This is a genomic window from Pseudonocardia oroxyli (assembly GCF_900102195.1).
GTDB classification, from domain to species: domain Bacteria; phylum Actinomycetota; class Actinomycetes; order Mycobacteriales; family Pseudonocardiaceae; genus Pseudonocardia; species Pseudonocardia oroxyli.
In genome coordinates, this window is sequence record NZ_FNBE01000002.1 from 436,476 (window position 1) to 462,154 (window position 25,679).

Annotated in this window: 19 protein-coding genes and 1 pseudogene; 11 read left to right on the forward strand and 9 right to left on the reverse strand. The window is 73.6% G+C overall.

The features are described from left to right. Window positions 1–16: 16 nt before the first annotated feature. Window positions 17–3,337 (forward strand): error-prone DNA polymerase, encoded by a 3,321-nt coding sequence (locus BLS43_RS04795; RefSeq protein ID WP_093077227.1) that lies wholly within the window; start codon window positions 17–19, stop codon window positions 3,335–3,337. A gap of 44 nt (window positions 3,338–3,381) precedes the next feature. On the opposite strand, the gene BLS43_RS04800 is transcribed toward BLS43_RS04795, so the two are convergent. Next, complete coding sequence (locus tag BLS43_RS04800; protein ID WP_093077230.1) at window positions 3,382–4,026, reverse strand: acetate uptake transporter family protein; 645 nt, start codon at window positions 4,024–4,026, stop codon at window positions 3,382–3,384. Between the two features lie 168 nt (window positions 4,027–4,194). Next, window positions 4,195–4,839, reverse strand: a complete 645-nt coding sequence (locus BLS43_RS04805) for a GPR1/FUN34/YaaH family transporter (protein WP_093077233.1) — start codon at window positions 4,837–4,839, stop codon at window positions 4,195–4,197. Between the two features lie 310 nt (window positions 4,840–5,149). On the opposite strand from BLS43_RS04805, the gene BLS43_RS31610 reads away from it, so the two are divergent. Beyond that, window positions 5,150–5,965, forward strand: a complete 816-nt coding sequence (locus tag BLS43_RS31610; RefSeq protein WP_281245809.1) for a DUF3017 domain-containing protein — start codon at window positions 5,150–5,152, stop codon at window positions 5,963–5,965. 76 nt (window positions 5,966–6,041) lie between these two features. Here the strand turns inward: BLS43_RS31610 and BLS43_RS04815 are convergent, their stop codons facing one another. After that, entirely contained in the window at window positions 6,042–8,252 is a 2,211-nt protein-coding gene (locus BLS43_RS04815; protein WP_218129702.1) for an NADP-dependent isocitrate dehydrogenase, read from the reverse strand. 145 nt (window positions 8,253–8,397) lie between these two features. Here BLS43_RS04815 and BLS43_RS04820 point away from each other — a divergent pair, with 145 nt between their 5' ends. The 3 genes from BLS43_RS04820 to BLS43_RS04830 are packed head-to-tail and all read left to right on the forward strand — an operon-like array spanning window position 8,398 to window position 10,217. After that, complete coding sequence (locus BLS43_RS04820; RefSeq protein WP_093077236.1) at window positions 8,398–8,742, forward strand: hypothetical protein; 345 nt, start codon at window positions 8,398–8,400, stop codon at window positions 8,740–8,742. A gap of 3 nt (window positions 8,743–8,745) precedes the next feature. After that, window positions 8,746–9,516 (forward strand): exodeoxyribonuclease III, encoded by a 771-nt coding sequence (locus BLS43_RS04825; protein WP_093077239.1) that lies wholly within the window; start codon window positions 8,746–8,748, stop codon window positions 9,514–9,516. Beyond that, complete coding sequence (locus BLS43_RS04830) at window positions 9,513–10,217, forward strand: protein kinase domain-containing protein (RefSeq protein ID WP_093077242.1); 705 nt, start codon at window positions 9,513–9,515, stop codon at window positions 10,215–10,217. The genes BLS43_RS04825 and BLS43_RS04830 overlap by 4 nt, the downstream gene beginning before the upstream one ends. 797 nt (window positions 10,218–11,014) lie before the next feature. Here BLS43_RS04830 and BLS43_RS04835 read toward each other — a convergent pair. After that, the gene (locus tag BLS43_RS04835; RefSeq protein ID WP_093077245.1) at window positions 11,015–11,821 is read right to left on the reverse strand and encodes a CE1 family esterase; all 807 of its coding nucleotides are present in this window, start codon (window positions 11,819–11,821) and stop codon (window positions 11,015–11,017) included. Next, on the reverse strand, window positions 11,821–12,633 hold the full coding sequence (locus BLS43_RS04840; protein ID WP_093077248.1) for a CE1 family esterase: 813 nt from the start codon (window positions 12,631–12,633) through the stop codon (window positions 11,821–11,823). Before BLS43_RS04840 ends, BLS43_RS04835 begins: the two co-directional genes overlap by 1 nt. A gap of 97 nt (window positions 12,634–12,730) precedes the next feature. Between BLS43_RS04840 and BLS43_RS04845 the strand changes: the two genes are divergently transcribed. After that, window positions 12,731–15,316, forward strand: coding sequence for a bifunctional FO biosynthesis protein CofGH (locus tag BLS43_RS04845; protein WP_093077250.1), 2,586 nt, complete (start codon window positions 12,731–12,733; stop codon window positions 15,314–15,316). Between the two features lie 10 nt (window positions 15,317–15,326). After that, window positions 15,327–15,515 carry a hypothetical protein gene (locus BLS43_RS04850; RefSeq protein ID WP_093077253.1) on the forward strand — a complete coding sequence of 63 codons (189 nt, stop codon included), beginning with the start codon at window positions 15,327–15,329 and terminating at the stop codon, window positions 15,513–15,515. Between the two features lie 9 nt (window positions 15,516–15,524). Here the strand turns inward: BLS43_RS04850 and BLS43_RS04855 are convergent, their stop codons facing one another. Next, the gene (locus tag BLS43_RS04855; RefSeq protein WP_176921163.1) at window positions 15,525–16,805 is read right to left on the reverse strand and encodes a GGDEF domain-containing protein; all 1,281 of its coding nucleotides are present in this window, start codon (window positions 16,803–16,805) and stop codon (window positions 15,525–15,527) included. A gap of 1,225 nt (window positions 16,806–18,030) precedes the next feature. On the opposite strand from BLS43_RS04855, the gene BLS43_RS04860 reads away from it, so the two are divergent. From BLS43_RS04860 to yhjD, 3 genes are all read left to right on the forward strand, one after another. Further along, on the forward strand, window positions 18,031–19,230 hold the full coding sequence (locus tag BLS43_RS04860; RefSeq protein ID WP_176921164.1) for an MFS transporter: 1,200 nt from the start codon (window positions 18,031–18,033) through the stop codon (window positions 19,228–19,230). A 219-nt stretch (window positions 19,231–19,449) separates the two neighbouring features. Continuing rightward, window positions 19,450–20,466, forward strand: coding sequence for a tryptophan--tRNA ligase (gene trpS, locus BLS43_RS04865; RefSeq protein WP_093077261.1), 1,017 nt, complete (start codon window positions 19,450–19,452; stop codon window positions 20,464–20,466). A gap of 12 nt (window positions 20,467–20,478) precedes the next feature. After that, window positions 20,479–21,504 carry an inner membrane protein YhjD gene (gene yhjD, locus BLS43_RS04870; RefSeq protein ID WP_093077264.1) on the forward strand — a complete coding sequence of 342 codons (1,026 nt, stop codon included), beginning with the start codon at window positions 20,479–20,481 and terminating at the stop codon, window positions 21,502–21,504. A gap of 16 nt (window positions 21,505–21,520) precedes the next feature. Here the strand turns inward: yhjD and BLS43_RS30895 are convergent, their stop codons facing one another. The 3 genes and pseudogenes from BLS43_RS30895 to BLS43_RS04880 form a co-directional block, all read right to left on the reverse strand. Further along, window positions 21,521–21,781, reverse strand: a complete 261-nt coding sequence (locus BLS43_RS30895; protein WP_245707305.1) for a hypothetical protein — start codon at window positions 21,779–21,781, stop codon at window positions 21,521–21,523. 241 nt (window positions 21,782–22,022) lie between these two features. Beyond that, a pseudogene (locus BLS43_RS31845) lies at window positions 22,023–22,832 on the reverse strand (D-alanyl-D-alanine carboxypeptidase family protein); the annotation flags it as partial. Window positions 22,833–22,838: 6 nt separating this feature from the next. After that, window positions 22,839–23,285, reverse strand: a complete 447-nt coding sequence (locus BLS43_RS04880) for an SRPBCC family protein (RefSeq protein WP_093077502.1) — start codon at window positions 23,283–23,285, stop codon at window positions 22,839–22,841. 583 nt (window positions 23,286–23,868) lie between these two features. Here BLS43_RS04880 and murJ point away from each other — a divergent pair. Then, complete coding sequence (gene murJ, locus BLS43_RS04885) at window positions 23,869–25,632, forward strand: murein biosynthesis integral membrane protein MurJ (RefSeq protein WP_281245810.1); 1,764 nt, start codon at window positions 23,869–23,871, stop codon at window positions 25,630–25,632. Window positions 25,633–25,679: the final 47 nt, after the last annotated feature.

A 25,679-nucleotide genomic window follows, 5' to 3' on the forward strand; every position in this document is an offset into this window, starting at 1 on the left:
CGAGTAGAGTGGGGGGATGGGGTGGAGCAACCCGGACGTCAGCTGGCGCGAGCTGGAGGGGATCCTCTCGGGCCGCTCCGGGGCGAGCCTGACGGGCGGCCCGGAGCGGGACGGCGGGGACTCGCCCGCCTGGTCCGCCAGGCGTGGGCCGTACGAGGCGCCACCCCTGGAGCGGGGCGAGTCCGCCACGCCCTACGCGGAGCTGCACTGCCACTCGAACTTCAGCTTCCTCGACGGGGCGAGCCATCCGGAGGAGCTCGTCGAACGGGCTCACGAGCTGGGTCTGGAGGCGCTCGCGCTCACCGACCACGACGGGATGTACGGCGTGGTCCGCTTCGCCGAGGCCGCGCGCGGGCTGGGGATGCGCACGGTCTTCGGCGCCGAGCTGAGCGTGGGGCTGTCCGCGCCGCAGAACGGGGTGCCCGATCCGGAGGGCAGCCACCTGCTGCTGCTCGCCCGAGGCCCGGAGGGGTACGGGGCGCTGTGCCGCACGATCAGTGCGGCGCAGCTGCGCGGGGCGGAGAAGGGCCGCCCGGTCTACGCCCCGGCGGAGGTCGTGGAGGACGTGCGGGGCCGGGTCGTCGCGCTCACCGGGTGCCGCAAGGGCACGGTGCAGCAGGCGCTGCGCCGCGGCGGTCCCCGGGCGGGGGCGGAGGCGCTGCGGGGTCTGGTGGACCGGTTCGGCCGGGAGCACGTCGTCGTCGAGCTGACCCACCAGGCGCTGCCCGAGGACACCGAACGGAACGACCTGCTGGCCGCGCTCGCCGCCGAGGAGGGCGTCCCGGTCGTCGCGACCACGGCGGCGCACTACGCGCGGCGGGAGCGGTTCCCGCTGGCGAGCGCGGTGGCGGCGGTGCGGGCCCGCCGCAGCCTGGACGACGCGGACCCCTGGCTGCCCGCCGCGGTCTCGGGGCACCTGCGCGGCGGGGACGAGATGGAGCGGCGCTTCGCCCGCTACCCGGGGGCGGTCGAACGCGCGGCCGTGCTGGGCCGGGAGCTGGCGTTCGAGCTGCGGCTGGTGGCGCCGGACCTGCCCCCGTTCGACGTCCCGCCCGGGGAGACCGAGGCGAGCTGGCTGCGGGCGCTGACCTGGCGGGGGGTCATGCAGCGGTACGGCAGCGGTGCGGAGAACCGGTTCGCCGCGGACATGGTGAAGCACGAGCTGGAGATCATCGAGAGCAAGAACTTCCCCGGCTACTTCCTGATCGTCGCGGACATCGTGGCGTTCTGCCGCCGCGCGAACATCCTCTGCCAGGGCCGGGGCTCCGCCGCGAACTCCGCGGTCTGCTACGCGCTGGGCATCACCCACGTCGACGCGGTGCGCCACGGTCTGCTCTTCGAGCGGTTCCTGTCCCCGGACCGGGACGGCTACCCGGACATCGACCTGGACATCGAGTCCGGCCGGCGGGAGGAGGTGATCCAGTACGTCTACGAGCGGTACGCGCGCACCCACGCCGCCCAGGTGGCGAACGTGATCACCTACCGGCCCCGCTCGGCGGTGCGGGACATGGCGAAGGCGCTGGGCTTCTCGCCCGGCCAGCAGGACGCGTGGAGCAAGCGGATCGAGCGCTGGGGCGGGCTGTCGGGAGACGAGGGGCTGCCGCAGCCGGTGCTGGACCTGGCGGGGCAGCTGCTGGGGTTCCCGCGCCACCTCGGGATCCACTCCGGCGGCATGGTGATCTGCGACCGTCCGGTGTCCGAGGTGGTGCCGGTGGAGTGGGCGCGGATGGCGGACCGGACCGTCGTGCAGTGGGACAAGGAGGACTGTGCGGCGGCCGGGCTGGTCAAGTTCGACCTGCTCGGGCTGGGGATGCTCACGGCACTGCACCTGATGCAGGACCTCGTCGCGCGGTACGACGGCACGAAGGTGGAGCTGCACGATCTCGACCAGAGCGATCCCGCCGTCTACGCGATGCTGCAGCGGGCGGACTCCGTGGGCGTGTTCCAGGTGGAGTCGCGGGCGCAGATGGCCACGCTCCCGCGGCTGAAGCCCCGCGAGTTCTACGACCTCGTGGTCGAGGTGGCACTGATCCGGCCGGGGCCGATCCAGGGCGGGTCGGTGCACCCCTACATCCGGCGCCGGAACGGGCTGGAGACCTGGGAGTACGACCACCCGCTGCTGGCCGGGGCGCTGGAGAAGACCCTCGGCGTGCCGCTGTTCCAGGAGCAGCTGATGCAGATCGCCGTGGACGTGGCGGGCTTCTCGGCGTCGGACGCGGACGAGCTGCGCCGCGCCATGGGCTCCAAGCGGTCCGCGGAGCGGATGGAGAACCTGCGGGAGCGGTTCTTCGCGGGCATGGCGGACAAGGGGATCCCGCCGGACGTCGCGAAGACGATCTTCCAGAAGATGCTGGCCTTCTCGAACTTCGGCTTCCCGGAGAGCCACTCGATCAGCTTCGCCTCGCTGGTCTACGCCAGCTCCTGGTTCAAGCTCTACCATCCCGCCGCCTTCTGCGCGGCGCTGCTCAACTCCCAACCGATGGGGTTCTACTCGCCGCAGTCCCTGGTCGCGGACGCACGGCGGCACGGGGTGAAGGCCTTCGGTCCGGACGTCAACCGCGGCGGTGCGGCCGCGATCCTCGAACCCGACGCCGAGAGCGCCGGCGGCTGGGCGGTCCGGACCGGGCTGCGGGAGATCCGCACGATCGGCACCGAGCTCGCCGAGCGGATCGAGGAGGAGCGCGTGCGGGGCGGCCCGTACGCCGACCTCGCCGACCTGGCCCGCCGGGTCCAGCTCACCGGACCGCAGGCGGAGGCACTCGCGACGGCGGGGGCGTTCGGCTGCTTCGGGATCGACCGGCGCGCGGCGTTGTGGGCGGCCGGGGTGGTCGCGCGGGTCCGCCCGGAGCACCTGCCGGGGGCGGCCGTCGGGCTGGCGGCGCCCGCCCTACCGGGGATGACGGACGTCGAGGAGACGGTGGCGGACGTCTGGGCCACCGGGGTCTCGCCGGACTCCCACCCGATGCAGCACCTCCGGGAGAGGCTCGACGGGCTCGGCGCCGTCCGGATCGACCGGCTCGACCCGTTGGGCGGGGACCCGCACGATCCGGATCGCCCGCCGCGGCGGGTGCTGGTCGGCGGGCTGGTCACGCACCGGCAGCGGCCCGCGACCGCCCGCGGGGTCACGTTCGTGAACCTGGAGGACGAGAGCGGGATGCTCAACGTCACGTGCTCCGAGGGGCTGTGGGCCCGGTACCGCTCCGTGGCGTTGGGCAGCGCGGCGCTGCTGGTGCGGGGACGGTTGGAGCGGAGCCCCGAGGGCGTCCTCAACCTGCTGGCGGACCGCCTCCAGCGCCTCCCGCTGACGGTCGCGGTGAAGTCCCGGGACTTCCGGTGAGACGGGACGCGGCCGGGCTCGAGCGGCCGGCCGCGCCCCGAGCCTCAGTGGACGAGCGGGTTGCCCATGGAACGGGCCGGGCCGCCCAGTTCCTGGGTCATGCCGTCCACGAAGATGTAGATGGCGACGAGGCAGAACAGCGCCGCGCCGATCCCCGCGATCGTGAGCAGGCCCGTGCTCCCGGTCAGGGTGGCCACCAGGACGAGCGCCACCGTGATCGTGACCAGGGTGAACAGTGCGGTGAAGGCCAGCGGCAGCCGCAGCGTGGCCAGGGTGAGCACCGCGAAGACGGCGAGCCAGCCGATCAGGAAGGTCGCCTGCGCGGTGGCCGTGTCGTCCGCCGGGATCTTCAACCAGTCGTTGACCAGGGAGAGGACGAGGTAGGCGTAGCTCAGCCAGAAGGTCGCGAACACGGTGAAGATCGCGCCCACGGCGCCCTGCCCGATCCGGATCGCCCACCAGCCCGCCACCAGCAGGCCGAGACCCGAGACGACGAGCGTCATCGGGACGAGCGTGCCCACCGCCGCCGCGGGCAGGTACCCGAACAGGTAGAGCGTCAGGCCGATCCCGCCCACGAGGAAGGCGGGCAGGCCGAGGAGGGCGGGATTGCCGGTCGGCGCTGCGGGTGGCGCCTCCACCGGGCTCGTGGTCGCGGTGCTCGCGGGGCTCGCGGGGCTCTCAGTGGTCATGACACGCTCCAGACGTCGTTGATCCGAGCGCGGAGCGAGCACGGGCGCGGGTGTGCTGTGTGCTCCGTCACACGTATTAACGTCCACATCGGGCGGTGCCGCTGTCTCGATCTGACACACGACGACGAACCCGGGCGGGTGCCCGGGCTCGTCGTCGGGGTGCGGGGGCTACTTCACCAGGGCGTTGCCCAGGGGCATCGCCTTCCCTCCCAGGTCCTGGGCGAACCCGTCGAACAGGATGTAGGCGAAGATCGCGCAGAAGACCAGGGTCGTGATGCCCGCGATCGGGAACAGCCCGGCGTTGCCCGTGCTCACGCCGAGGAAGGCCAGCACGAACGTGATGTCCACGAACACGAACCCGGCCGTGAACGCGATCGGCAGCCGCAGCGTCGCCAGGGTGAGCAGGATGAACACCAGGGTGAACGACAGTAGGTAGGTGCGCTGCACGTTCGCCACGGCCGCGGCGTCGGCGACCCCCCACCAGCCGCTGGTCAGGCCGGTCAGCAGCGCGCCGAAACTGAGCCAGAACGCCGAGAACACCCCGAAGATCGCGGCCACGGTGTTGGCGGCCAGCCGCGCGGCCCACACCGCCGAGATCATCAGGAACAGGCCCGCGGACAGGCTGACGATCGGGATCATGCCGCCCGGCAGGGCCGCCGTGTCCAGGTAGCCGAGGAACCACAGGCCGAGCGTGACGCCCGAAGGGAGGAAGGTGATCAGGCCCAGCAGCGCCGGGTTGCCCGCCGGAGCGGGGGCCGCCGGGGCCTCTGGTGCGGCATGCGCCCCGGTCTGCACGTCGCTTTCGACAGTCATGAATGCTCCTCGTCGAGTCAGCCGGCAGGGCTTGCCCCGGAGACGGGACGTCAGCGCCGGCGCAGCGATTGTGCGCGGCGTCACAGACTCGGCGGACCCTACGAACGGGCAGACCCCGACCTCGACTTTCTCGGTGCAACCGTCTCGGTCGGCGGGGTGAGCTGACCGTTCGGGCAGCCACGACCCGGTGAACGGGGTGCGCGGGCGGCGCCCCGGCCCGGTCCCGGCGGTTCTGCGAGGATGGCCCCGTGACGGCGAGACGGACGGCGGCGACGCGGTGCGCCCTGCCCGCCGCCGCGGGGGCGACGCGGTGAGCCGCGCCGAGGAGGAGCCCGACCAGCCGGACCGCCCCGACCGGGCCGACGCCTGGCCCGCCCGTTCCGAGCGGGACCGCCGGGCGGCGAGCGATCAGTCCTCGGCGCCGCACCCCTCCGGAGGTGACGCGGCGATCCGTCCCGGCTGGTCCCGCAGGCCCTGGCCGGCTGCGCAGTCCGCCGCCGCGCCCGCCTCCCAGCCCGCCGCCCTGCCCGTCGACCCGCCCGCCGACCGACCCGACGCCTCGTCGGGCCCGCCGCCCGGCCCGCCCACGGCGCGGCCCGCCGCCCAGGCGGCCGGTCCGCCCGCCGGTCCGCCGTGGAGGGTCCCGAGCCCGCCCCCGAACCCGTCGCCCGTCATGCCGGAGGTCGGGGCGGGCGGGCCGAGTGCCCGGACCCAGCCGACCCCCGTCGTCCGGTCCGCGGCCGAACGGCGGACCGGTACGCCCATGCCGCCGGAGGCGGCGACCCTCGGGGCGGCCGGGCCGCACTCCGCCGACGTGCCGCGGACCACGCCCACCCGGGTCGGGCCGCGGGCGTGGCTGGAGACCCACGGCGCGCTGCTGATCGTGCTGCTGATCGCCGCGTTCGGCATGGTGCAGGTGCTCACCGAGCACTGGCGGCAGGGATCGGCCCTGCTGGGCGGGTCGCTGCTGGTCGCCGCGGTGCTGCGCGGGGTGTTGCCGCCCCCGCGGGCGGGACTGCTCGCGATCCGGGGCCGGATCGTCGACGTCGTCTGCTACACGGGCTTCGGGATCGCGGTGCTGCTGCTCGCCCTCACGATCACCCGCGGCTCGCTCACCGTCGGCTGAGCGGCGCCTCCGGCGCTCGTGAGTGGTAAGTGGTGCTCTGGCACCACTTACCACTCACGGGCCGCGGAGCGGCGGCTCAGAAGGAGGAGAGCGCCTCGTTCAGGGTCTTGCTCGGCTTCATCACCGTGTCGGTCTTGGCCTTGTCGACGTAGTAGTAGCCGCCGAGGTCCACGGGCGAGCCCTGGACCGCGTTCAGCTCCTCCACGATGGTCGACTCGTCCGCGGCCAGCTTCTCGGCCAGCGGAGCGAAGATCGCGGCGAGCTCCGGGTCGGCGGTCTGCCGCGCCAGCTCCTGCGCCCAGTACAGCGCGATGTAGAAGTGCGAGCCGCGGTTGTCGAGCTCGCCGACCTTGCGCGACGGCGACTTGCCCGTCTCGAGCAGCGTGCCGGTGGCGGCGTCCAGCGTGGCCCCGAGGATCTTCGCCCGCTCGTTGTCGGTCTTCTCCGCCAGGAACTCCAGCGAGACCGCCAGCGCCAGGAACTCACCGAGGGAGTCCCAGCGCAGGTGGTTCTCCTTGACCAGCTGCTGCACGTGCTTCGGCGCCGAGCCGCCCGCGCCGGTCTCGAACAGGCCGCCACCGTTCATCAGCGGGACGATCGAGAGCATCTTCGCCGAGGTCCCCAGCTCGAGGATCGGGAAGAGGTCGGTGAGGTAGTCGCGCAGCACGTTGCCGGTGACCGAGATGGTGTCCTCGCCCGCCTTGGCGCGCTGCAGCGTGTACCGGGTGGCCTCGGCGACCGGGAGGATCTCGATCGTGAGGCCGTCGGTGTCCAGCTCGGCGAGCTGGGCCCGTACCTTCTCGATGATCTCCGCGTCGTGCCCGCGGGTCTCGTCCAGCCAGAACACGGCGGGCCAGCCGGTGGCCCGCGCCCGCCCGACGGCCAGCTCCACCCAGTTGCGGATCGGCGCGTCCTTGGTCTGGCAGGCACGCCAGATGTCACCCGGCTCGACGGCGTGCTCGAGCAGCACGTCGTCCCCGTCGAGGACCCGGACGGTGCCCGCGGTCTCGATCTCGAAGGTCTTGTCGTGGGAGCCGTACTCCTCGGCCTTCTGCGCCATCAGGCCCACGTTGGGGGTGGTGCCCATGGTCGTCGGGTCGAAGGCGCCGTGCTCGCGGCAGAAGTCGACGGTCTCGGCGTAGAGCGGCGCGTAGGACGAGTCCGGGATGACGAACTTGGTGTCCTGCTGGGCGTCGTCGGCGTTCCACATCTGGCCCGACGACCGGATGGCGGCCGGCATCGAGGCGTCGATGATGACGTCGGACGGCACGTGGAGGTTGGTGATCCCGCGCGTGGAGTCGACCATCGCGAGGCGCGGGCCGGAGCTGTAGCCGGCCTCGATCGCGTCGCTGATGGCCTGCTTCTTGTCGGCCGGGAGCTTGTCCAGCGCGGTCAGCACGGAGGCGAGCCCGTCGTTCGGCGACGCGCCGACCGAGGCCAGGTCCTCGCCGTACTGCGCGAAGACGTCCTTGAAGTACGCCTTCACGGCGTGCCCGAACAGGATCGGGTCGGACACCTTCATCATCGTGGCCTTGAGGTGCACGGAGAACAGCACGCCCTGCTCGGCGGCGTCCGCGACCTGCTCGGCGAGGAAGGTGTTCAGCGCGGCCGCGCTCATGACCGCGGCGTCCACGACCTCGCCCTCGAGGACCTTCAGCCCGTCCTTGAGCACGGTCTCGGTGCCGTCGGCGGCGGTGTGCACGATCCGCAGCGTGGTGGCCGCGGGGAGCGTCACGGACTTCTCGGAGTGCCGGAAGTCCCCGTCGCTCATGGTCGAGACGTGGGACTTCGACTCCGGCGACCAGGCGCCCATCGAGTGCGGGTGCTTCTTGGCGAAGTTCTTCACCGAGGCGGGCGCGCGGCGGTCGGAGTTGCCCTCGCGCAGCACCGGGTTGACGGCGGAGCCCTTGACGGCGTCGTACGCGGCGCGGGCGGCCTTCTCGGCCTCGGACTGCGGGTTCTCCGGGTAGTCCGGCACCGCGTAGCCCGCCGCCTGCAGCTCGGCGATCGCGGCCTTGAGCTGGGGGATCGAGGCCGAGACGTTCGGCAGCTTGATGATGTTGGCCTCGGGCGTCTTGGCCAGCTCACCCAGCTCGGTGAGCGCGTCGGACACCCGCTGCGAGTCGCTCAGCAGGTCCGGGAACTGCGCGAGGATCCGGGCGGCGAGCGAGATGTCCCGGGTCTCGACGTCGATCCCCGCCTTTCCGGCGTAGGCCTCGATGACCGGGAGGAGGGAGTGGGTCGCCAGGGCAGGCGCCTCATCGGTATAGGTGTAGATGACCTTCACTGCACGCCGCTCCAAATCTCCGCAGACTCCGTCGACTTCTCTCGGCGCCCACGCTATACCGTACGCGCGTCCTGTTTCATCCCGAGGTCGCCGACATCGCACTGGGCTACGGTGGGGACCCACGGTGTCACGGGGAGGGGCGATCATGGCGCTGCGGCCCAAGTTCACGGTGCCCAAGCTGGAGGCGTCGTCCTTCAAGGGGTGGACCTTCGTGCTGATCGCGGGCACGGTGCTCGCCGTCGTCGCGATGTTCACCCAGGGATCGGGCACCACGAACGAGACCGGCTGCGTGATGGCCGTCCAGGGTGCCGCCCCGCTCGACGTCTACCGCAGCGCCAGCACCCAGTTCGAGCCCGTCGACCAGCTGGCCCCGGGCGCCCGGGTGGACGCCGAGCCCGGACTGATCGAGAACGGGTTCCGCAAGCTCCTCGGCGACAACCGCTGGGCGGTCAACGAGCGGCTGGCGGCGACCGAGGGGAGCACCTGCTAGACCGTGTTGGTTCTTGCCACGGCGAACGTCAACGGCGTCCGAGCCGCCTCGGCCAAGGGGTTCCTCGACTGGCTCGTCACCACGCCCGCCACCGTGGTCTGCCTGCAGGAGGTGCGGGCCCGGCCCGACGAGCTGCCCGCGGACTTCCCCGGTGCCGGGTGGCACCTCACGGTGGAGCCCGCGCGGGGCGCGCTGTCGAAGGGGCGCAACGGCGTCGCGATCCTCAGCCGGGACGAGCCGCTGGCCGTGCGCACCGGGATCGGTGACCCGGAGTTCGCCGAGCAGGGCCGCTACGTCGAGGTGGACCTGCCGGGGGTCACCGTCGGGTCGCTGTACCTGCCGAAGGGTGCGGCGGGCACGCCGAAGCAGGAGGAGAAGGACCGCTTCCTCGCCTCCTTCGCCAAACACCTGGCGGGTACGAGCGGCCACACGGTCGTCGCGGGGGACTTCAACATCGCCCCCGCCGAGGCGGACATCCGGAACTGGAAGGGCAACCTCGCCCACTCCGGGTTCCTCCCGCACGAGCGCGCCTGGCTCGCCGACCTGCACGCCGCAGGCTGGCAGGACACCGTGCGCGCCCTGCACCCCGGCGTCGAGGGCCCGTACACCTGGTGGTCCTACCGCGGCCGGGCCTTCGACAACGACGCGGGCTGGCGCATCGACCACGTCCTGGCCACCCCCGGGCTGACCCCCGTCGAGGCGCGGGTGGAGCGGGCCGCGAGCTACGACACCCGCTGGTCGGACCACGCCCCCGTCCTGGTCGCGTTCGCATGATCCCCTCCCGCCTGGTCGGCGGTCGCTACCTCGTGCTCGACGGCCTCGGTGCCGGCGCCATGGGACCCGTCTGGCGGGCCCAGGACAAGGTCACGGGCAGGCCGGTCGTCGTCCGCGAGCTGCACCTGCCCGGCCGCCCCACCGCGGCCGACCACACCCGCTTCCGGGACGCCCTGCTTCGCGAGGCGCGGCTGGTCGGCGCCCTGCGCGACCCGGGCCTGCTCACCGTGCACGACGTGCTCTCCGACGGAGAGCTCGACCTGCTCGTCACGGAGTACACGGACGGCGTCCGGCTCTCGGACCACACCTCCGCCGGTGGTCGGCTGTCCTACGAGGACGCCCTGGACCTCGCGCGCAGGCTGCTGGGCACCCTCGGTCGCGCCCACGAGGTCGGGTTGGTGCACGGGGCGATCCGGCCCGCGGCGGTCGTGCTCGCCGAGGGCGGGCGGATCGCGTTCACCGACACCGGGCTCGCCCGGGCGCGGCTGGCCGTCGACCCGACCGGCGGACCCGTGAGCGCCGCGGACGACCTGCGCGGCCTGGGCGAGACCCTCGCCCGGACCGCCGCGCTGGAGCCGCCGTTCGCGGACCTCGTCGACCGGCTGCGCTCCGCCGAGCCGCCGACCGTGCAGGAGGCGCTCGCCGAGCTGGAGGAGGCGGGCGAGCGGCGCCGGACCTGGTTCGGCTTCCGACGCGCTTAGACGGAGGACGCCGGGGCACGACCCGCTGAGCCGCGCCCTGCTGTGCTCGAGTGGGGTGCCTGGTGGCGGCACGTTGCGCAGCTTTCTGATGGTCCGGGGTGCTGGTGATCGGCAGGGGGGACGACCTGACGGACGGGTGGCGGCGCGTGGCTCAGCTTTCTGACGGTTCGGGGTGTCGAGCATCCGAGTGCGGTCCGACCCGGCAGCGGTGTCGTGGCGCGAAGCTCAGGGTCCTGATGGTCCAGGGTGCTGGTGGTCCGGTGGCGGGCCGATCCGGAGGCGGCTTCACGCGAAGAGCTCAGGTTCCTGACGGTCCGCGGGGCGGATCGTCCGGCGCTGCGTCGGTTCGTGGAGGGGCGGCGTGAAGCTCAGGCTGCTGATGGTCCGGCAGTCCATCGATCCGGCCGAGGACGGTTCGGGTGCGGGATGGTCAGGAACCTGGGCCCCGTGCCGGGACGCTGTTCGCGGGTCCGAGGGTGCTCGGACGGTCGGGGCCCCAGACCGTCAGGATCCTGAGCGTGGTGCCGGGATGGTGCAGCCGGGTCGGAGGGGGCTCGGATAGTGCGGCCGCTGGACCGTCAGGAAGCTGAGCTTCGCGCGGCGATGCCGGTGTCGGGTCGGAGGGGGCTCGGATGGTCGGTGCCCTGGACCGTCAGGAACCTGAGCCTGGTGGTCCAGGGCCGTCGACGAGCGCGACGACCGCCGATCGCACTGCGATTCCCTGCGCCCCTGACGCCCCGCGCCCCTGACGCCCTGCGCCCCTGACGCCCTGCGCCCCGCCCCGGCACGAGCACCCATCAGGCGGGGGCGCCGATGCGGAGGGTCGCCCACAGCAGGTCTCGGGTGCCGGGGTGCCAGGCGTGCTCCTGGTCCGTGATCACGTCCTTGGTCACGGTCCGCCCGCCGGCGCAGTCCCATGTCGTCAGGGTGGCGTCGCCGTCGACGCGGGTCACCGGGCTCCCGCACGCGCCGACCCGGACGAACGGGGCGATGCTCGCGTCGAGCGAGGCCTTGCCCAGCGACGCCAGGCCCGCCACCGGCACCGTCCGGTCGGCGGTCCCCGCCACGGCGACGACCGACACCGGTGTCGGGTCCGGGCACTCCCGGGTCAGGGCCCCGGCGACCGGCGCGATCCCGGCGAGCGCCCCGCCCGCGCAGGCCCACGCGTAGCTGAGGTGCCCGCCGTTCGAGAAGCCGACGGCGTAGACGCGGCGGGGGTCCACGCCGTCGTCGCGCACGAGGGTGGCCACCAGGGTGTCGAGGAAGCCGAGGTCGTCGACCCCCTGGGACCGGGCGGTGCCGCAGCAGCGGCCCGCGTTCCAGCTCCGGCCGACGCCCTGGGGATAGGCGACGACGGCGCCGTCGCGCGCGGCGAGGTCGTCGAAACCGAGCGACCGCATGGCCGACGCGGTGCCGCCGTGCCCGTGCAGCACCACGACCAGCGGCGCGCCCGGGCCCGCGGCGGCCGGGTGGACGACAGTCGCGGTGCGGGTGCCGTCGGGGGTCGGGATGCTCAGCGATCGCTCGCCCGCACGCGGCACGGCGGCCTGCTCGGCGGGGGCGCAGGCGGTGAGGAGCAACAACAGCGGGAGCAGGCGGCGCATCAGGACCCAGTGTGGCCCATGATCAACCGCTCCCACAGGAACGCGGTCGCGGAGTCCGGCCAGGAATGCCCCTGCCCGTCGAGGATCTCCCGGGTCACGGTGCGTCCGCCGGGGCAGGCCCAGGACGTGATCGCGGTCCGCGTCCCGGGGGCGTCGCAGCCGGCGACGAAGGGGGCGAGGGTGGCGTCGAGCGAGGCCCAGCCCCGGTCGGGGCGGCCCTCGATGCGCACCCGGTCGTCCGCGGTGCCCGCCAGCGCCACGACCGAGACCGGGGCGGGGCTCGGGCAGGGGCCGGTCAGCGCGCCCGCGACCGGCCCGATCCCGGCGAGCGCGCCGCCCGCGCAGGCCCACGTGTAGCTCATCATCGCGCCGTTGGAGAAGCCGACGGCGTAGACGCGGTGCGGGTCCACGCCGTCCCGCGCGACCAGATCGGCCACGAGCGCGGTCAGGTAGCCCACGTCGTCGACCCCGTTCCGCACCGCGGAGCCGCAGCAGCCGCCCGCGTTCCAGGTCCCGTCGAGTCCCTGCGGATAGGCCGTGACCACCCCGTCCCGGGCGGCGAGCGGATCGAAGCCGAGGCCCTGCATCTCCTGCGCCGTGCCGCCGCTGCCGTGCAGCACCAGCACGAGCGGGGCCCCCGCGCCCGCCGACGAGGGCCGCACCACGATCGCCTGCCGCGCGCCCTCCGGACGGGTGAGCGTGACCGTGTTCCCCGGGTCCGGCGCGGGCGGGGCGGGCGCGGGCGGGGCGGGCGCGGGCGGGGCGGGCGCACAGGCGGCGAGGAGGAGCAGCAACGGGAGGAGTCGGCGCATCAGGAGCAGTGTCCCGCGTGGCGGTCGCAGAGTATTCCCCGGATCGACGTGATGATCGCTGGTCGACCGGGGCCCACACCCGACCTAGTCTGGACGGATGGCCGAGCCGCTCCCTGCGCCTGTCCCACCCGCCCCCGCCGAGAAGGCGCCCGCGGACTCCGCGATCCGGCGCGCCCTGCGGCGCGCCCGGGACGGCGCGGTGCTCGACGTGAACGAGGCCGCGGTCCTGCTGGCCGCGCGCGGCGAGCATCTCGACGCGCTGCTCGCGGCGGCGTCGACCGTGCGCGACGCCGGCCTGGTCGACGCCGGCCGCCCCGGCGTGGTCACGTACTCGCGCAAGGTGTTCATCCCGCTGACCCGGCTGTGTCGGGACCGCTGCCACTACTGCACCTTCGCCACGGTGCCCGGCAGGCTGGACTCGCTGTTCCTGGAGCGGGACGAGGTCGTGGAGATCGCCCGTCAGGGCGCGGCCCAGGGCTGCAAGGAGGCCCTGTTCACCCTCGGGGACCGCCCGGAGGACCGCTGGCCGCAGGCACAGGAGTGGCTCGAGGAGCGCGGCTACGGCTCCACGCTGGAGTACGTGCGGGCGTGCGCGATCGCCGTCCTGGAGGAGACCGGGCTGCTGCCCCACCTCAACCCGGGCGTGCTGTCGTGGGAGGAGCTCACGCGGCTCAAGCCCGTCGCCCCGTCGATGGGGATGATGCTCGAGACGACCGCGACCCGGCTGTGGTCGGAGAAGGGCGGCCCGCACTACGGCTCGCCCGACAAGGAGCCCGCGGTCCGGCTGCGCACCCTGACCGACGCCGGACGCGTGGGCGTCCCGTTCACCACCGGCATCCTGATCGGCATCGGGGAGACCCGCGCCGAGCGGGCGGACGCGATCTTCGCGATCCGGTCGTCCTCCCGGGCGCACGGGCACATCCAGGAAGTCATCGTGCAGAACTTCCGGGCCAAGCCGGACACCGCGATGGCGAACGACCCCGACGCGGACCTCGACGACCTGGCCGCCACCATCGCCGTCACGCGGCTGGTGCTCGGGCCGAAGATGCGGGTGCAGGCCCCGCCGAACCTCGTCGGGGACGAGTTCGCCCTGATGCTGCGCGCGGGTATCGACGACTGGGGCGGCGTCTCGCCGGTGACCCCGGACCACGTGAACCCCGAGCGCCCCTGGCCCGCGATCGACGAGCTGGCGGCGCGCTCGCAGGAGTCCGGGTTCACGCTGCGGGAGCGGCTGACCGTCTACCCGAAGTACGTGCTGGCGGGGTCGCCGTGGATCGACACCCGACTGCACGCGCACGTCGCCGCGCTGGCCGACCCCGAGACCGGCCTGGCGAACGAGGACGCGCCGGTCGAGGGCCGGTCCTGGCAGGAGCCCGACGGCGGCTTCGAGTCCACCGGGCGCACCGACCTGCACGCCTCCATCGACACCACCGGACGCACCGAGGACCGCCGCGGGGACTTCGCGTCCGTCTACGGCGACTGGGACGAGCTGCGCTCCGAGCTCGCGGCGCAACGGGCCGCCGCCCCGGAGCGGCTCCCCGGAGACGTCCACGCCGGGCTCGACCTGGCGGCGTCGGACCCCGCGGCGCTGCTCGACCCGGCGAACCACGACGCGGCCATGGCCGTGCTGACGGCCGAGGGCCCCGCGCTCCTCGAGCTGGTCAAGCTGGCCGACGACGTCCGCCGCCAGGTCAACGGCGACGACGTCACCTACGTGATCAACCGGAACATCAACTTCTCGAACGTCTGCTACGTCGGCTGCCGGTTCTGCGCCTTCGCCCAGCGCGAGCGCGACGCGGACGCCTACCGCCTCTCGCTGCCCGAGATCGCGGCGCGCGCGGTCGAGGCGGCCCGCGACGGCGCCACCGAGGTCTGCATCCAGGGCGGCATCGACCCGAAGCTGCCGGTCACCTTCTACGCCGACCTGGTGCGCGCGGTCCGCGAGGCCGTGCCGGGCATGCACGTGCACGCGTTCTCGCCGATGGAGATCGTGTCGGCCGCCGCCAAGGCGGGCGTGTCCATCGAGGAGTGGCTGACCGAGCTCAAGGCGGCCGGGCTGGGCTCGATCCCCGGGACCGCGGCGGAGATCCTCGACGACGAGGTCCGCTGGGTGCTGACCAAGGGCAAACTGCCCGCGGCGCAGTGGATCGAGGTCGTCTCCACGGCGCACCGGCTGGGCATCCCGTCGTCGTCCACGATGATGTACGGGCATGTCGACGAGCCGCGGCACTGGCTCGGGCACCTGCGCACGCTCGCGTCGATCCAGGACCGCACCGGCGGCTTCACCGAGTTCGTGCCGCTGCCGTTCGTGCACCACAACGCGCCCATCTACCTCGCCGGGCTGGCCCGGCCGGGCCCCACCGAGCGGGACAACCGGGCGGTGCACGCGTTCGCCCGGCTGGCGCTGCACGGGCGTATCGACCACGTCCAGTGCTCCTGGGTGAAGCTCGGCGACTCGCTCGCCGCGGACATCCTGCGCGGCGGTGCGGACGACATGGGCGGCACCCTGATGGAGGAGACGATCTCCCGGATGGCGGGCTCGGAGAACGGCTCCGAGCGCTCCGTCGAGGAGCTCGCCGCCATCGCCGCCTCCGCCGGGCGTCCGGTGCGCCAGCGCACCACGACCTACCAGGGGAGCCCGCAGCGGCTGCTGCCCGCGTCCCTGCCCCTCACGCTCGCGTAGGGTCGGGCGCATGGGTGTTCTCGGTCAGCTGTTCCCGGGTCCGAAGATCTCCGACGAGGCGGGCGAGGCCGGTACCGGCGAGCCGCCGGCCTTCCGCCTGGGCCCGATCGACCTCGAGGCAGGCACGGTGACCGTGGTGCGGACCGGTGCCGCCCCCGAGAGCCCCGCCGACGTGGAGGGGACCGCGCAGGAGGACTGACCGGCCCCGTCAGGACTCCGGGGACACCTCGGGCTGCGGCGCGGGCCGGGGCTCCTCGGCCCGCTGGGTCGGGATCTCGGTCGCGGTCGCGATGCGCACGGCGTTGCGGCCGGAGTCCTTGGCCCGGTACAGCTCGCGGTCGGCCAACGCGATGGTCTGCTCGACCGTGGTGCCGGGCGTGTGCGGCACCATCGTGCCGCCCACGGAGATGCTGAGGTCCGAGATCGTCAGCGGCCCGTCCGGCGTCTCGACCGGGACGGCCAGGTGGGTCACCCGCACGCGGATCCGCTCGGCGACCGCCTGCAGCTCCGCGGTCGCCCGCGCCTCGGGCAGCCCGGGCAGCAGCACCACGAACTCCTCGCCGCCGAAGCGGCCCACGAGGTCGTCGCCGCGGACCTCGGCGCGCACCGCGTCGGCCACCGCGGCGAGGACGCGGTCGCCCGCGACGTGCCCGTGGGTGTCGTTGACGCGCTTGAAGTGGTCGAGGTCGAGCACCAGGACGGCCAGGGTCGAGCGCTCCCGGCGGGCTCGGTCGATGGCCTCGACGGCCCGCGCGTTCCACGCGGTGGCGGTGAGCAGGCCGGTCTTGCCGTCGGTGGTGGCCGCGGCGGCGAGCTCGCGGTAGAGCACCGCCCGCTGCAGCACCAGGATCGGGATGAACACGAGCAGCACGAACCACCAGGACACGGTGAGCGTGAGCGCGAGCATCGCCGCCAGGCAGAGGGTCGCCAGCTCCACGGCGATCTCGTCCAGCTGGCCGAACAGGTTCTCGCGGGTGGCGTCCGGCGTGCTGACGGCTACGGCCAACGCGATGAGCAGCCAGTTGACCGCGGCGTAGGCGAAGGTGGCGGCGCTCAGCGCCGCGACTCCGGCGAGCCCGTTCGCCCAGGTGTCGGTGCCGCCGGTGACCCGGACGACCTCCTGCGCGGCCAGTGCGGCCAGCAGCACGGTGGTGGCCGTGAAGGTGTTGCGGAAGAGCGGGTAGCGGGCGGGCTTCCACACCCGGAACCACAGGTGGGTGTAGACGGCGACGATCGTCGCGGTGGCGAGTGCGGGGGGCAGCAGCAGGGCGGCGGCGAAGGTCCAGACGGTGGACAGGTCGGTGTAGGACTTCTCGCCCACCTGGCGGCGGGCCCGCTCGACACCTGTCGCCACCTCGGTGTGCACGATGCCGGCCGCGGCCAAGAGGACCGCGAGGACGACGGCCTCGAACGTCGGCTGGAACTGCACCCAGGCGACGCCGATGAGGATCAGCGCGAGCATCTCGACGACACCGAGGACAGCGATCACCCGGGTGGGCTGGGCCCACACCGCCCATCGGGTGACGCTGCACCTCCGTCGAGGTGACTCTGCCACGAGATGCTCTCCCGTCCGGTCAGACTGATGTCGTGATGATCCGAGCGTAGTCATCGGGTCACTCGACCCGGATGCCCCGAACCGGTACCGAATCGAGTTTCTCGACTACTCTGGGTGACACATGCCTCGGAGATCCACTTCCGAGGCGGAGGAACACGCGTTCGTGGGGCGCCGTACCCGTCCGAGTCGGCCGTCGTTGCCAGCTGTACCGGGTGCGACGTCCGCCACTCCTGGGACTGCCGGCGCTCATGTGATCGGGGATGGGCGAGCGTGTGTTACGGCGGGAAGGAGGCAGGTGTGTGCCGCGGCCTCATCGAACCCTCTCTCGCCTTGCGTCGTGTACTGCGACGACAGCGTCGAATCCCCGGTGCGAGAGGAGACGTCGTGCGCAACCGAGCCTGGTGAGCATCCGACATTCCGCCGTTCGTTGCAACCTGAAGGACCGAGATGCGTAATCGCGCCTGGTGAGAGCCCTGATCGTCGTCCCTGCGACCGAAAGAGGTGCCTGATGCGCAACCGCGCCTGGTGAGCCGAGACGTCCGCCGCCCGTACCGACCCGAGAGGACCCGCAATGCGCAACCGCGCCTGGTGACACGAGCCCCCCGACGACCCGACAGCCGAAGGAGTGCCCGATGCGCAACCGCGCCTGGTGACACGAGCCCCCCGACGACCCCAGCGACCTGAGAGGACCCCGCAATGCGCAACCGCGCCTGGTGACACGAGCCGTCCGACGACCCCACGGACCCGAGAGGACCCCGCAATGCGCAACCGCGCCTGGTGACACGAGCCCCCCACGACCCCGCCGATCCGAGAGGACCCCGCAATGCGCAACCGCGCCTGGTGACACCCGCGTTCCGCCGGTACGACACACCGCAGGCCCACGCCCCCGCTCCCGAACCCGGGCGGCGTCGACGGCCCGCCGCACGCCTCGTCCCACCACCCGCACGGGTGGCTCCGGACGCCCACACCGGCGGATTCCCTACCCACGGCACACCGGCCGGCGCCGTGCGCCGACCGTCCGGCGAGACGTATGCCTAGACTCTCGGAGACTGATCGGTCACTTTCCGTATCGATCGGGTGACCCGGCACCGCCGGGTTGTTCGCCGGAGACCGCGTCGGGGGAGCAGTGCCGGAAGCTGAGTCCAGACCGGGTGCGAGCGTGTTCCGCGTCCCCGAGTTCCGCGCCCTGTGGGCGGCGGAGCTCGTGTCGATCTGCGGGGACCAGCTCGCCCGCGTCGCCTTCTCCGTCCTCGTCTACGGGCGCACCGGCTCGGCCGCCTGGGCCGCGGTCGTCTACGCGCTGACCTTCCTGCCCGCCCTGCTCGGCGGGGTGCTCCTCGGCTGGGTCGCCGACCGCTTCCGCCGCCGCGAGGTCATGGTCGTCTCCGACGTCGCCCGCGCGCTGTTGGTCGTGCCGCTCGCCGTCCCCGGGATCCCGCTCGCGCTGCTCTGCCCCCTGCTGGTCCTCGTGGTCGTCCTCGCCGCCCCGCACAGCGCGGCGCAGGGCGCGCTGCTGCCGGAGGTGCTGCGGGGGGAGAGTGCCCTCGAGCGCGGCTTCGCCGTCCGCCAGATCACGAACCAGACGGCGCAGATCGTCGGGTTCGCCCTGGGCGGGGCCCTGCTCGTGTGGATCGACCCCAGCGTCGCCATCCTGGCCAACGCGGGCACGTTCCTGTTCTCGGCCCTCCTCGTCCGCTTCGGGGTGCGGGCCCGCCCCGCGCCCACCGGCGGGCCGACCGACGGCGGCCTCGGGGCCTGGGTGCGAGACATCGGGGAGGGCGCGCGCACGGTGTTCGCGCACCCGCGACTGCGCACACTCGCCCTGGCCGTGTGGTTGGTCGGCTGCTACGTCGCCCCCGAGGCCCTCGCCGCGCCCCTGTCCGACGAGCTCGGCGCCGGCCCCGCCGCCGTCGGGCTGCTGATGGCGGCGGACCCGGCGGGCAGCGTGCTCGGCGCGATCGTGGTGAGCCGGTGGGTGCCGGAGGCGTGGCGCGAGCGGATGATCATCCCGTTCGCGCTGCTCGCGGGGGTGCCGCTGGTGGCGTCCGCGTTCACGCCCTGGGTGTGGACGGTCGTCGTGCTGTGGGCGCTGACCGGCGCGTTGTGCACCGCGGCGCTCGTGCCCGCCCAGGCCTCGTTCGTCCGGACCTGTCCCGAGCCCGTGCGCGGGCGGGCGACGGGGCTGGCCGCGTCCGGGCTGATCGCGGCGCAGGGGCTCGCCATCCTGGTGTGCGGGCTCGTCGCCGAGGCGTCGACGTCGGCGATCGCCGTGGCCGTCTGCGGAGCGGGCGGGCTCGTGCTCGCCGCCATGCTGATGCTCACCCGCGGCGCGCGGAGCACCGTCGCGGTGTCGGCCTAGTCACCAGGAACGGTTGCGGCGCATCACGTCTCTCCTCGGGTGGGCTCCTCATTGTTGGCCGGCGGGCCCGGTCCCCGAGGGTGAAGACAGTTGCATCAACGATCGCGGAGCGTGCATCTCCGCTGGTCGCGGATGGTCCAAAGGGGTCGGTTGCACGTGTAGGCAGACCCATCGTCCGGCCCCCGTATATCCGTCGCCGCGGGTTGAGAGACTGAGGGCATGAGCGTCCCCTCGCGGCCCCGGGTGCTGTCCGGGATCCAGCCGACCGCCGACTCGTTCCACCTGGGCAACTACCTGGGCGCGGTGCGGCAGTGGGTGGCGCTGCAGGAGGACCACGACGCGTTCTACTTCGTGCCCGACCTGCACGCGATCACCGTCGACCATGACCCGAAGACGCTCGCGGCCCGCACCCGCAACGCCGTCGCGCAGCTCATCGCGCTGGGGCTGGACCCGGAGCGCTGCACGATCTTCGTGCAGTCGCACCTGCCCCAGCACTCCGAGCTGGCCTGGATCCTGCAGTGCTACACGGGGTTCGGCGAGGCCTCACGGATGACGCAGTTCAAGGACAAGTCGGCCAGGCAGGGCGCCGACCGGGCGTCGGTCGGCCTGTTCACCTACCCGGACCTGATGGCCGCGGACATCCTGCTCTACCAGGCGCACCGGGTGCCCGTGGGCGAGGACCAGCGCCAGCACCTGGAGCTGACCCGCAACCTCGCCCAGCGCTTCAACCAGCGCTTCGGCCAGACCTTCCGGGTGCCGGAGCCGTTCATCCCCCCGGGCGCGGCGAAGATCCAGGACCTGCAGGACCCGACGGTGAAGATGAGCAAGTCGGCGTCCGCGCCCGGCGGGATCGTGGAGCTGCTGGAGGACCCGAAGCGGATCGCGAAGAAGTTCCGCTCGGCCGTCACGGACAACGAGCGGGAGATCCGGTACGACCCGGAGCACAAGCCCGGCGTCGCGAACCTGCTGACCATCTACTCGGCGCTCAGCGACCGGAAGATCACCGAGCTCGAGGCCGACTACGAGGGCAAGGGCTACGGTGACCTGAAGAAGGACTTGGCGGACGTCGTCGTCGCGTTCGTTGAGCCGCTGCGGGAACGGGTACAGGGTCTGATGGACGACCCCGCCGAGCTCGACCGGGTGCTCGCCCGCGGCGCCACCCGAGCGGGTGAGGTCGCCGGCGAGACGTTGGCGCTCGTTCACGAGAAGATCGGGTTCCTGCCCAAGTCGACCTGAGGGGTGTGCGCCATGGCGGACGAGCCTGCCGAACCGACCGCCATGGAGAAGGCCCGGGAGCGCTACCCCTGGCTGGACCACCTGGTCCGGGCGGGGGAGCGCTACACCGACCGGCACGGGGACCACTACGCCGCCGCCATCACCTACTTCTCGGTGCTGGCGCTCGTCCCGATCCTGATGGTGGCCTTCGCCATCGCCGGGTTCATCCTGCGCAGCCAGCCGGACCTGCTCGCGCAGATCCAGGCCGGCATCACCGCGCAGGTCCCGGGGCAGCTCGGCGACACGATCAACCAGGTCATCGAGCAGGCGATCAGCTCGGCGGGCGCGGTCGGCGCGTTCGGCCTGGTCGGCGCGCTCTACTCCGGCATCGGGTGGATGGGGAACCTGCGCGAGGCGCTGTCCGAGCAGTGGGCGCAGCCGCCGGAGACCCCGAACGTCGTGAAGAAGACGGTGTTCGACCTGCTCGCGCTGATCGGCCTCGGGCTGGCCATGATCGTGTCCTTCGCCGTGTCCGCGGCGGGGAACGCGTTCGGCGCGCTGCTGCTCGACCTCGTCGGGCTGGGTGACCAGGGGTGGGCCCGGTTCCTGCTCGCCGTGTTCGCCGTGCTCCTGGGGTTGGCGGCGAACTGGCTGGTCTTCATGTGGGTGATCGCGCGGCTGCCGCGCGCGCCCGTCGCGGCGCGCAGCGCGGTGCGGGCGGCGATCATCGGCGCCATCGGGTTCGAGGTGCTCAAGCAGGTCATGCAGATCTACCTGTCGTCGGTGACCAGCTCGCCCGCGGGCGCGGCGTTCGGCCCGATCATCGGTCTGATGGTGTTCGCGTTCTTCATGTCGCGCTTCATCCTCTTCGTCACCGCCTGGGCGGCCACGGCGAAGGAGAACGAGCAGGACGAGCCGGTCGACGTCCCGGCTCCCGCGGTCATCCGGCCCGAGGTCATCGTGCGCAGCGGGCCCAGCCCGGCCGCGGCGGCCGGCCTGGTCGGGGCGGGCGCGGCCCTGGGCGGCCTCCTCGGCGTCCGGGCCTTCCGCCGCCGCTGACGTCCGACTCGGGGGTTCAGCGGCGGCGGCGGAGGACTGCGGTCGCTGCGACGCCCAGGGCGAGGACGGCGGCGGCGGTCGCGAGCCAGATCGGGAAGTCGGTGCGTCCCGGTGTCGGCTGTTCCGGCGCCGCGGCGGCCGGCGCGGGCGGCGTCGGCGGCGCGGGGCGGGCGTCGACCAGGGTGCCGACGGGCGTGGTCGCCGGGAGGGCGAAACCGTAGTCGAGCAGCGCGGCGGCCTGCCCGACCATCCGCACGGGCTGCTGCTCCCCGCGCACCAGGGCGACGACCAGGCGTCGGCCGTCCCGCTCGGCCGCGCCGACGAAGGTGTGCCGGGCCGCGTCGGTGAAGCCGGTCTTGCCCGCCAGCGCGCCCGGGTAGGCGCGCGGCAGCGGGTCGTCGTTGGACAGCAGGAAGCCGGGCTTGTCGGCGAAGCCGGGGAACGGGGAGGGTCCGGGTCTGCAGGGTCTGCAGGACCAGCGGGTCGCGCAGGGCGATCCGGAAGAGCAGCGCGAGGTCGTAGGCCGAGGTGGACATGCCGGGGCCGTCGAGCCCGGACGGCGTGGCGGGGCGGGTGTCGAGGGCCCCGGCGGCCTCGGCGCGGGCCTGCATCGCCGCGAGGGTGGCGTCGGTCCCGCCCAGGGTGCGTGCCAGCGCCGCCGCGGTGTCGTTGCCGGAGTTGAGCAGCAGGCCCGCCAGGAGCTGCCGCACGGTGTAGTGCCCGCCGGGGCCGATCCCGGCGCGGCTGCCGTCCACCGCGACGTCCTCGGGGACGGCGACCACCTCCGCGTCGGGATCGAGCCGCTCGCGCACGACGAGCGTGGTGAGGATCTTCAGCGTCGAGGCGGGCCGTTGCCTGCCGTGCGGATCGTGCGCGGCGAGGACGGCGCCGGAGTCGAGGTCGGCCACGACCCAGCCCGCGGCGGACACGGGGGGCGGCGGGGACGCGCCCTCCGGGAGGACGTCCCCGCAACCGCCCAGCGCGGGGCCGCCGACCGGCTCGGCCGGGACCGGCAGCGGCGGGACGGCGACGACCTCCTCCCGCGCGGGCGGCCCCGCCGGGGCCTCGTGTCCGAGACACACCCCGGCGGCCCGGGCGGTCCCTGGAGACACCAGGGCGAGCACCACCACGGCCGCGGCGACCGCCGCCCCCACCCGCACAGGGTGGAATCTAGTGCCCCGTGCGACAAGGTTCGGCACCGAACTCGGCGGCCCAGCCACACGCGGGCGGCGTTGCCGGCCCGCGCGGTACGCCCGGTACGGCCTGCGGACCGGCGGCCTTGCCCGCGAGCGGCTGGACCACCGATTCCGGCACCAACCCTCTCGCACGGGGCACTAGGCCCGTTCGAGGGTCGCGCGCATGCCCTCCAGGGTGCGGCGCATGCCGTCGACCATCATCGCCTCGCGGTCCCGGCCGAGCAGCCCGGTGGCGGCGAAGGCCTTGGCGAGCGGAGCCACGACGCCGCCGCGCCGCTCGCGCCACTGGGTGAGCCGGGTACCGCCGTCCTCGGGCTCCATCCGATAACCCCAGTTCATCGCACTCTCGAGGACCGTGAAGGTGAACCGCTCGCCGGGAACGCACTCGGTGACGCGGCAGTGCGTGCTCCACCGGATCCGGCCGTACCGGTTGTGCCCGACGAACCGGGCGCCCACCGCGGGCCCGGGCGTCGTCCAGGCACCGCCGGTGCACTCCGGGCTCCACTCGCCGATCCGGGTGGGGTCGGACACCAGGTCCCACACCTCGTCGGGGGTCGCGTCCACGACGACGCTCGTCTCGTCCACACCCGCATTGTGCGGGGCGGCGCCGTCCCCGATCGGGTGCGGTCCGCACCGGCGCGCCGGGAGGCCCTGGCGGCGGCCGGTGGACCCGTGCGGCACCATGGGTGGGATGCGCGACCACCGGACTCCCGACGCGCCGTCCGGACCGCGTCCCGACGGTGCCGACGACCGTCCGCGGGGCGCCGCGGGGCCGCGCGAGGGGCAGCGTGAGGGGCAGCGCGAAGGGCCGCCCGGGGGACCGTCCGAGGCACGCCACCCGGGCAGTGGCGCACCGGGCGTCCCCGGCGCGGACCCGCGTTCCCGGTCGGGGTGGAGCCGCTCCCGCGGCGGCCCGGCGGGGCCGGACCCGCGCTCGCGCTCCCGGGGCCCGGCCGCGCCGCCGTCCTGGGGCGGCCCCGATCCGCGTGTGCCGTCCCCGGGCCCGCCGCCCGTCGACCCCCGACACACCCCACCGCAGCGCCCCCCGCAGGGGCCCGGCCCGGATCCGCAGGGCCCTCGGCCGTGGGGCGCCCGACCCGGACCGCCGCCCGGCGCCCGACCCCCGGGCCCGCCGCCGCCCGGGTACCGGCCGCCGCCCGGTGGCGCGGTGAGCCGCGGACCCGTCCGTCGCCCGGTCCCGCCGCCCTGGCAGCGGGTACCCGGCGCGAACTACGACGACCCCACCCGCCTGATGGCGCCGCTCGACCTGCCGACCGTCGTCATCGAGCCGGTCACCGCGGACTTCAGCGCGCCCGTCCCGCAGCGGCAGCAGGAGCAGCCGAAGGGGCCGTCGCTGCTGCGGTCGAGCGGGATGATGGCCGTCGCGAACCTCGCGAGCCGGGTCACCGGGTTCCTGAGGCAGATCGCGCTGGCCGCGGTGCTGTCCTTCGGCCTGGTCAACAGCTCGTACACGATCGCGAACACGCTGCCCAACATCGTCTACGAGTTCCTCATCGGCGGCGTCCTGACCAGCGTGATGATCCCGCTGCTGGTCCGGGCCCAGAAGGAGGATCCCGACGGCGGCGAGGCCTACACCCGTCGCCTGGTCACCATGGCGGGCTGCGCCCTGCTCGTCGCGACGCTCCTGGCGGTGCTCGCCGCAGGCCCCCTGGTCTCCCTCTACATGGGCAGCGCCACCACCGAGTCGGCGAACCCCGAGCTGACCACGGCGTTCGCCGTCCTGCTGCTGCCCGAGATCTTCTTCTACGGGATCGGGGCGCTGTTCGGCGCGATCCTCAACAGCAAGGGCAGGTTCGCGGCGTTCGCGTGGGCGCCGGTGCTGAACAACGTGGTGATGTTCGGCGTGCTCGTCGTCTACGTGCTGGTGCCGGGGGAGATCAGCCTCGACCCGGTGCGGATGGGGGACGCGAAGCTGCTGGTCCTGGGCGTCGGGACCACGCTGGGCATCGCGATGCAGGCGCTGATCCTGCTGCCGGCGATCAAGCGGGCCGGGGTGTCGCTCAAGCCGCTGTGGGGCTGGGACCCGCGGCTGTCGTCGGCCGGCGGGCTGGCGCTGTGGGTCGTGGCGTACGTGCTGGTGGGGCAGGCGGGGCTCATCGTCACCACCCGGGTCGCGACGGGGGCGGACCCCGGCGCGTACGCGATCTACTCGAACGCCTGGCTCCTCCTCCAGGTGCCCTACGGGGTGCTCGGCGTGTCCCTGCTGACCGCGCTGATGCCGCGGATGAGCCGGGCGGCGGCGGAGAACCGGTACGACGCCGTCGTCGCCGACCTGTCGTTGGGCTCTCGGCTGAGCACCGTGTTCCTGGTGCCGATCTCGGCGCTGCTGACCTTCTTCGGCACCGAGATCGGTCTCGCGTTGTTCTCCCTGGGCGCGGGCAACGCGGGCGGCGGCGCGGCCAAGCTCGGCACCGCGCTGGCCTGGTCGGCGTTCGGGCTGCTGCCGTACGCGATCACCCTGCTGCAGCTGCGCGTGTTCTACGCGATGACCGACAGCCGCACCCCCACGCTGATCATGGTGGGCATCGTCGCGGTGAAGATCCCGCTGCTCCTGCTGTGCCCGGTGTTGTTGGCGCCGCAGGACGTGGTGCTGGGGCTGGTCGCGGCGAACAGCCTGTCCTACGTCGTCGGGGCGGTGATCGGGCAGGTCGTGATCGCGCGCAGGCTGGGCCACGTCCGCACCCGCGAGGTCCTCGCCACCCTGTGGCGCACCGTGCTGGCCTCGCTGGTCGGCGGCGGGGTCGCGTGGGCGGTGGGGACGGTCGTCGAGGGCTGGACCGGGACGTCGGCGAGCGCGGCCTGGCTGGTCCTGCTGCTCGCGCTCGCGGTGGCGGGCCCGATCATGCTGCTGGTCATGAGGCTGCTGAAGGTCCGGGAGCTCGACCCGCTCTGGCGCCGCCTCCCCTTCTGACCCGGCATCCGGGAGCGGTACCGCCCCGGAATGCGCGAACGGCGCTC